The organism is Tianweitania sp. (genome assembly GCF_032053605.1).
Taxonomy (GTDB): Bacteria; Pseudomonadota; Alphaproteobacteria; order Rhizobiales; family Rhizobiaceae; genus Tianweitania.
The window spans coordinates 1-7,457 of the sequence record NZ_DAMBUH010000138.1 but is presented as its reverse complement, the minus strand read 5'-3'; the positions used below and the strand labels follow the sequence as shown (position 1 = coordinate 7,457).

At 61.5% G+C, this 7,457-nt stretch carries 7 protein-coding genes, 1 tRNA gene and 1 pseudogene; 8 read left to right on the top strand and 1 reads right to left on the bottom strand.

Going from position 1 to position 7,457, the window contains the following annotated elements; translation table 11 throughout:
* Window positions 1–137 precede the first annotated feature (137 nt).
* Complete coding sequence (locus tag RTX98_RS19015; protein WP_312798405.1) at window positions 138–932, bottom strand: SDR family NAD(P)-dependent oxidoreductase; 795 nt, start codon at window positions 930–932, stop codon at window positions 138–140.
* A 227-nt stretch (window positions 933–1,159) separates the two neighbouring features.
* On the opposite strand from RTX98_RS19015, the gene RTX98_RS19010 reads away from it, so the two are divergent.
* The 8 genes and pseudogenes from RTX98_RS19010 to RTX98_RS18975 all read left to right on the top strand — a co-directional run.
* Window positions 1,160–2,194 (top strand): cysteine synthase A, encoded by a 1,035-nt coding sequence (locus RTX98_RS19010; RefSeq protein WP_312798404.1) that lies wholly within the window; start codon window positions 1,160–1,162, stop codon window positions 2,192–2,194.
* A complete protein-coding gene (locus RTX98_RS19005; RefSeq protein ID WP_416223178.1) occupies window positions 2,194–2,931 on the top strand; it encodes an alanyl-tRNA editing protein in 738 nt (245 codons plus the stop codon). The genes RTX98_RS19010 and RTX98_RS19005 overlap by 1 nt, the downstream gene beginning before the upstream one ends.
* A 4-nt stretch (window positions 2,932–2,935) precedes the next feature.
* Window positions 2,936–3,787, top strand: coding sequence for a 3-mercaptopyruvate sulfurtransferase (gene sseA / locus RTX98_RS19000; protein WP_312798403.1), 852 nt, complete (start codon window positions 2,936–2,938; stop codon window positions 3,785–3,787).
* Complete coding sequence (locus RTX98_RS18995; RefSeq protein WP_312798402.1) at window positions 3,784–4,356, top strand: GNAT family N-acetyltransferase; 573 nt, start codon at window positions 3,784–3,786, stop codon at window positions 4,354–4,356. Before sseA ends, RTX98_RS18995 begins: the two co-directional genes overlap by 4 nt.
* 105 nt (window positions 4,357–4,461) lie before the next feature.
* Window positions 4,462–4,535: transfer RNA gene (locus RTX98_RS18990), tRNA-Cys, on the top strand.
* Between the two features lie 69 nt (window positions 4,536–4,604).
* Window positions 4,605–5,279, top strand: coding sequence for a protein-L-isoaspartate O-methyltransferase (locus RTX98_RS18985; RefSeq protein ID WP_312798401.1), 675 nt, complete (start codon window positions 4,605–4,607; stop codon window positions 5,277–5,279).
* A 287-nt stretch (window positions 5,280–5,566) separates the two neighbouring features.
* A complete protein-coding gene (locus RTX98_RS18980; protein WP_312798399.1) occupies window positions 5,567–6,928 on the top strand; it encodes a TolC family outer membrane protein in 1,362 nt (453 codons plus the stop codon).
* A gap of 155 nt (window positions 6,929–7,083) precedes the next feature.
* Window positions 7,084–7,457, top strand: a pseudogene (locus tag RTX98_RS18975) (DUF2497 domain-containing protein); the annotation flags it as partial.

Sequence of the window (7,457 nt, the reverse complement as noted above, 5' to 3'; positions counted from 1 at the left end):
AGCCGGAGGGCGACAAACCGTTCCGCGCCAAGCGCCGCACCTGGGGCAATCGCAAGCCGGCCTCGCGCGCGGCCTGATTGTCGAAGTGATCGAAAGAAGAAAGGCGGAGCCTGGGAAACTAGCTTCGCCTTTTTTGTTTAGCCCCAACTCTTCTTGTTCCAGCCGCTGAGACGAAATAGCAGCTCGTGGCGAAGCCCGTGCGGCAGCATGCGTACCAGCTTCATCGGCCAGGCGAGGCGACGGGGGAACACGACCTCGAAGCCACCTGAGCGCAGGCCGCTCACCATGCGGGCGGCCGCGGCGTCGGTCTGCATCAGAGCCGGCATCGGGAACTTGTTCAACCGCGTCATGGCGGTTTCCACGAAGCCCGGATTGATCATCTGGATGCGCACATTGATCTTGCGCAGGTCGAAGCGCAGGGCCTCGGCAATCGTGTTCAGCGCCGACTTGGTGGAACCGTAGGCAGCCGTGGTCGGCAGGCCGAAATAGGCGGTGAGCGAACCGACGATGGCGATCTGGCCCCGCTTGCGCGCTTTCATCTTTTCCACCACCGGAGCCAGACAGCGCACCACGCCGAAGATGTTCACGTCATACACGCGCTCATACAAAGCCGGCTGAACGCGGCTCCCGGCAGCCGGCAGCGACGTGCCGGCGTTCAGCACAGCGAGCGCGATGGGGCCGAGTTCGGCTTCGATGCGCTCGACGGTTGAGCGCGCGGCGTCTTCATCCGTCACATCGAGCGGAAAGGCGAGGATGCGGCCTTTGCCGACAGTTTCTTTGGTCAAGGTCTCGAGCTTGTCGACGCTGCGGGCGGATGCCGCCACCGTATAGCCTTCACGGGCAAGCGCCACGCACAGCGCATAGCCGATGCCGCCGCTGGCACCGGTGACCCATGCGACACCATCTTCCGGCGAAGCGCGAAACAAGGACATAACAACATTCTCCTGAACGGCTTTGCGTCTATCTGCTTCGGGCCTTGCGAGAAAGAGTTTCCACAATTAGCTGTGCGAAGCGAACGGAAGCGGGTGAAAACCGTTTCGCTTCCATGCGGGCGTGGAACCCATTTCCTTCGGCGGGCTCCGCGATAAAACAACCGTTCTTGCAACCGGGCGCGCCGCTTCTTAAGCTCACCCAGAAATCAGACATCAGTGAGGACAGCATGGATCGCTCCGTACTCGACGCGATCGGCAACACGCCGCTCATTCGGCTCAAGCGCGCGTCGGAGGAAACCGGCTGCGAGATCTACGGCAAGGCCGAGTTCATGAATCCGGGCCAGTCCGTGAAAGATCGTGCCGGGCTGTTCATCATCCGCGACGCCGAAGAAAAGGGCCTGCTCAAACCGGGCGGCGTGATCGTGGAGGGCACGGCGGGCAACACGGGTATCGGGCTAACGCTTGTGGCGAAGGCACTCGGCTATCGCACGGTGATCGTGATCCCGGAAACGCAGAGCCAGGAAAAGAAGGACGTTCTGCGCATTCTTGGTGCCGAGCTCATTGAGGTGCCGGCGGTGCCCTATAAGGATCCGAACAACTACGTGAAATTGTCCGGCCGTCTTGCCGAGCAGCTCGCGCGCACCGAGCCGAACGGCGCGATCTGGGCCAACCAGTTCGACAATGTCGCGAATCGCGACGGCCATATCCGCACCACGGCCGAGGAGATCTGGCAGCAGACCGGCGGCAAGCTGGACGGCTTTGTGTGCGCTGTCGGCAGCGGCGGCACGCTGGTGGGCGTTTCCATGGGCCTGAAGGCGCACAACTCGGCAATCAAGATCGGTCTTGCCGATCCGATGGGCGCGGCTCTGTACAGCTTCTACACCGAAGGCAAGTTTGCGTCCGAAGGCAGCTCGATCACCGAAGGCATCGGACAGGGCCGTATCACCGCCAATCTGGAAGGTTTCGAACCTGACTTCGCCTACCAGATTGAAGACAGCGAAGCGCTGCCGATCATCTTCGACCTGATCGAGGAAGAGGGCCTGTGCCTGGGCGGGTCAACCGGCATCAACATCGCCGGCGCGATCCGGTTGGCGCGTGATCTCGGCCCCGGCCATACGATCGTGACGGTGCTGTGCGATTACGGTTCGCGCTATCAGAACAAGCTGTTCAATCCCGATTTCCTGCGCTCCAAGAACCTGCCTATCCCCACCTGGATGGAGAAGAAGTCGGCAATCGACGTGCCCTTCGAGGCTGGCGCCTGATGCCGGTGACTGAGGCTCTGTTTCGCGACGATGCCTATCTCGCGGAAACTGACGCGACCGTGCTTGCTGTCACGGACGATGGGGGCATCGTTCTGGATCGCACCATCTTCTACGCGACCTCCGGCGGCCAGCCGGGCGATATAGGCTCGCTGACGCGCGATGACGGCACGGTGGTGCCGATCGCGACCACGGTGACTGGCGAGACCAAGGAAGACATCATCCATGTGCCCGCTGAAGGCGCACCGGAGCTTTCCGTAGGCGATCATGTGCATCTGGCAATCGATATGGAGCGTAGGCTGAAGCTGATGCGCATGCACACCGCCTGCCATCTGCTCACCACCTTCTGCCAGTTTCCCGTGACGGGTGCCGCGGTGTCGGTCGACGATTCGCGCGTCGATTTCGACATGCAGGGCGAAACCATCACCAAGGAAGAGGCGACGGACAAGCTGATGGCGCTGGTGCGCGCCGATCATCCCGTGTTCATCCGGATGATCGGGGAAGACGAACTCGCCGCCAATCCCTCGCTGGTGAAGTCGAAGAATGTCCGCCCGCGAACGGGCACCGGACAGATCCGGCTCGTCTGCATCGGCGAGGATGCGATGGTCGACAGCCAGCCATGCGGCGGCACGCATGTGCGCTCCACAGGCGAGATCGGCGAAATCCATATCGGCAAGATCGAGAAGAAGGGGCGCGAGAACCGCCGGCTCCGCCTTCGCTTCGGTCCATTGGAAGGGTAGGCCTATGAGCGAACAAGCAAACTTCTTCGTCACGCCCGACTGGCTGCAGGACAATCTTGATACGCCGGGTGTCACGATCATCGACGGATCCTGGTATCTGCCCGCCCAGAATCGCGATCCGAAGGCCGAATACGACGCCGCGCATATTCCCGGCGCCGTGTTCTTCGATCACGAGCAGGTGGTCGAGCCATCCAGCACGCTGCCGCACACGTTGCCGACGCCCGAAGACTTCGCCCGCATTATCGGCGCGGCCGGCATTGCCGCAGACGATACGATCATCGTTTACGATGGACCCGGCCTGTTCACCGCGCCGCGCGTGTGGTGGATGTTGCGCACCTTCGGCGCCAAGGATGTTCGCATCCTCGAAGGCGGCTTCGACAGTTGGAAAGCGGCCGGTCGTCCGGTGACGGACGAGCTGACGCCGGTGGCCCCTTGCGTGTTCCACGTCGATCCGCACCCCGATCGTATCGCGTCTTTCGAAGACATGATGGGGATTGTCGAATCAGGCGAACGGCAGATCGCCGATGCCCGCCCTGCCGGGCGCTTCACAGGCAAAGACCCAGAGCCGCGCGAAGGCATGCGCACCGGTCACATGCCCGGCGCGCGCAGCCTGCCTGCCTTGTCGCTTGCACGCGACGGCAAGCTGCTGCCGGCGGACGAGCTGAAGGCTCGAATCGAATCGGCTGGGCTTGATCTGCAAAAGCCGATCGTGACCTCCTGCGGCTCCGGCATTACGGCTGCCGTGCTGTTTCTCGCGCTGGAATCACTCGGCCACAAAGACGTGAAGCTCTATGATGGCTCGTGGAGCGAATGGGGTTCGCGAACGGACACCCCGGTCACCACAGGCGAGGCATGAAGCACTTGTCCCAGGAGCCGCAGGAAGCGATCCCTGTCACGGTGACCTTCCTGGAAATGTTGCGGCCGCCATCAGCTTACCCGCGCATGCCTGCAAACAAGCAGCTCGCTCTGCTGCGGGCGCGCGACATGCCGCTGCATTACTACCGATACCTTATGGATCGAGTAGGCCGCAAATGGCACTGGGTTGCCATGCTTCGCTTATCTGACGAAGAGCTCGAAGCCTATCTTCGTGCACCTGGCCGCGACATACGCATCCTGTATTTGGAAGGCGCACCCGTCGGTTTCTTCGATCTTCACGCGCAAGTGCCGGACTTCGTCGATCTCGCTTATTTCGGCATGATGAGCGAAGCGATCGGGCAGGGGCTTGGACGGTGGTTCCTTGGTGCGGCGATCGAAGCCGCCTGGTCTTATCAGCCCAAGCGCGTGGTCGTGCAGACCTGCACTTTGGATCATCCCGCAGCCCTGCCGCTTTACCAGAAGCTCGGCTTTAGTCCGATCGGCCAGACGGCAAGCGTCATCCAGCCGCTTTCGGAGGCTGAAAGAGCCGCGGCGATCTTCAGCGCCTGAGGATTGTCTCTGCGGCAACAGCGAAAGCTGCGAGGAACCGCAACAGGTGCTTGACGGCGCGGGGGGTGACACCTATTGAACCGCCCTGTGCGAGGCGCGCGTTGAGGCCTCGTGGCGGAGTGGTTACGCAGAGGACTGCAAATCCTTGCACCCCGGTTCGATTCCGGGCGAGGCCTCCACCCGCGGCTCGCACAACTCAGAAATGGCGGATCCGCTTCTTGGACCCCCGAATATCTGCAAGGTCTGCGATGAGCGTCGATTTCGCTACCCAGCGGTTGAGAATGGTGGATGGGCAAGTGCGCACCACCGATGTCACCAGCCTGGAAATCATCGATGCGATGCTCGCCGTGCCGCGCGAGGACTTCGTTCCCGCCCGCAAGCGTGCACTGTCTTACATCGACGAAGATCTTGAGATTGCACCGGCAATCGGCGGCAATCCAGCGCGCTTCCTGATGGAAGCCTCGCCCTTCGCCAAGATGGTGCAGATGGCGGACATCCGCGCAAACGACTTCGTTCTGGATGTTGGAACCGGCACTGGCTACAGCGCCGCGATCCTGTCGCGTCTGGCAAGTTCCGTTGTTGCCCTGGAAAGCGATGCGACCCTGGCCGAGCATGCCACATCGGCCTTGCAGCACCTCGGCTATGACAACGTCGCCGTCGTAACCGGCCCCTTGAATGAGGGCTACCCGTCGCAGGGTCCTTACGACGTCATCGTCGTGGAGGGTTCGGTTGACGAGGTGCCGCAGGTCGTGCTCGATCAGTTGAAGGATCACGGTCGGCTGGTTGCTGTTGTTGGTCGCGGGAATTCCGGATCGGCGCGGCTTTATGTTCGCGAAGCGAAGGCTGTATCCGGCAGGCCCGTGTTCAACGCCGCCGTTCAGCCGCTGCCCGGTTTCGAAAAGCCGAAGGCTTTCCAGTTCTAAGCGTTTTCAAGTTCAGCTGAGATCGGCCACCGGCGGTTGCAGATCGCGGCACCTGTACTTGCGCCTGTGAGATCATTGCACAGCGCTTATGGTAAGGTTCTATGGAACCGTGCCCTTGCTGCAACAACAGCCGCAGCATTTATGATCGAACCCTTAACCGCGCTTTGACATTCTTGCGCAACCGCGGGTGGAAGGTATAGCCCTATGCATCGTGGACGACTGCATATTCTGAGTCCATCGTCGGCAGGTCGCGGCTATTTGGTCTAGCCGTCAATCAGTGAGGGCGCGTGTCTATTTTTTCCAAAAGTTTGTTCGCCGCATTGCTCTCCACGAGCGTGGCATTTTCTTCCGCTGCCTTCAGCGAGTCCCTGACGGGCGCGCTGGCAAAGGCTTATGAATTTAACTCGCAGCTGAATTCCGCGCGTGCCGGTGTGCGCGTGACGGATGAAGGCGTTGCTATTGCAAAGTCCGGTTACCGCCCGGTTGTCGCGGGGTTTTCCAACTACTCTCTGGCCCGCCAGTCGGGGTTTCGCCTGCAAACGGGCGGCTTCGGCGTGTCGGTGTCTCAGACGCTGTTCGACGGCTTCCAGACCCGGAACAACGTCCGTGCGGCCGAATCGCAGGTGTTCGCCCAGCGCGAAGCCTTGCGCAATTCGGAAATGAACATCCTGCAGAACGCTGTGACGGCCTATATGGACGTCATTCGCGATCGTCGCGTTGCAGCACTTTTGCAGCAGAACCTGGCCTTCCTTGAGGAGCAGGTTCGTGCAGCGAACTCCCGCTTCGAAGTGGGCGAGGGTACGCGCACCGACGTGGCTCAGGCTGATGCGACGCGGGCATCCGCCGTTGCCCAGCTCGCGGCTGCCCGCGCGCAGGCGCTCTCCAGTGCGGCGACCTATCGCCAGGTCATCGGTTCCGAACCCGATGGTTTGACCGCTGCAGCGCCCATCACCAAGCTTCTGCCATCGACGCTTGATCGTGGTATCTCGACCGCGCTGCTGGTTCATCCGGCAATCAAGTCGAACCTGCATGTGGTTGATGCCACCGAGTTCACCGTGAAAGCGGCTGAAGGCGCTTTGCTGCCGCAGTTGTCGGCAGAGGGCACGGTTCAGCGCAGCTATCGCGACTCGAGCCCGAGCACGACCCAGGACGGTGAGACCGATGCGGCAAGCCTCGGTTTGCAGCTGAACATCCCGATCTATAATGGCGGGCGCACCTCCGCGACCGTTCGTCGGAACAAGGAACAGGTTGGTCAGGCGCGCATCGACGTCGATGTCAGCCGCGACCAGGTTCGTCAGGCCGTGACGGCTGCATGGACGCAATATATCGCGGCTCAGCAGTCGATTGCCGCCAACCGCGAACTGGTGTCTGCGGCGCAGCTCGCTTTGTCCGGCGTTCAGGAAGAGCTGAATGTCGGTCAGCGCACCACGCTCGACGTGTTGGATCAGCAGGCCGACGTGATCACCGCACAGGTCAATCTCGCAAACTCCGAGCGTGACGCGGTGGTTGCGAGCTACGCAATTCTCAGCGCGACCGGTCAGCTGTTTGCTGACAAGCTCGGCCTGAAGGTCGCAGCGCACGATCCCAAAGAGCACTACAATGCTGTGAAGGATAAGTGGTTCGGTTTGCGCACCCCGGACGGTCGCTAAACCAGACCTAAAGCTCGGAGACTTGCGCGCAAATGCTGTGCGCAAGTCTCTTCATCCCGGTTTCGGGATTCACCGTTTCTTGAGGTTCGTTTACGCTCAACCCATTGATTCGGTGGCCTTGTTGCTGCCGATTGCGATGAGGCGGCGGTGTGACCATGGCGCAAGCAAACAGTGTTCAGCGTGAACCCTCCATGGAGGAGATTCTCGCCTCCATTCGCAGGATTATCGAAGACAGCGACACTGCACGCCCGGCCAATGACGGGGCTGTGGCAGATCCTGCTTTGCCGTCCGAACCGGCCGAAGTTGCTGATATAGAGACGATGCGGCTTGGTGCGCGCGAGGCAGCGTCCCCACCGCGTCCAGCACCCCAGATCGATCATTCCGCCATCGAACAAGCAAGCCTGCTGCGCGATCGGCGTATCGCCGAGGAGCTGCGTCCGAGCCTTGCCGCGGTTCCGCTTTCGGCGCGTGTAGCGGCCGAGCCGGCTGCAGTTGCGCCATCGCCTGCCGCACCAGCTGTCGAACCAGT

Excerpts from the sequence above, each read along its gene's own strand:
- RTX98_RS18985 (WP_312798401.1), top strand. The coding sequence starts at position 4,605 with ATGAGCGTCGATTTCGCTACCCAGCGGTTGAGAATGGTGGATGGGCAA.
- sseA (WP_312798403.1), top strand. The coding sequence starts at position 2,936 with ATGAGCGAACAAGCAAACTTCTTCGTCACGCCCGACTGGCTGCAGGAC.
- RTX98_RS18995 (WP_312798402.1), top strand. The coding sequence starts at position 3,784 with ATGAAGCACTTGTCCCAGGAGCCGCAGGAAGCGATCCCTGTCACGGTG.
- RTX98_RS19015 (WP_312798405.1), bottom strand. The coding sequence starts at position 932 with ATGTCCTTGTTTCGCGCTTCGCCGGAAGATGGTGTCGCATGGGTCACC.
- RTX98_RS19010 (WP_312798404.1), top strand. The coding sequence starts at position 1,160 with ATGGATCGCTCCGTACTCGACGCGATCGGCAACACGCCGCTCATTCGG.
- RTX98_RS19005 (WP_416223178.1), top strand. The coding sequence starts at position 2,194 with ATGCCGGTGACTGAGGCTCTGTTTCGCGACGATGCCTATCTCGCGGAA.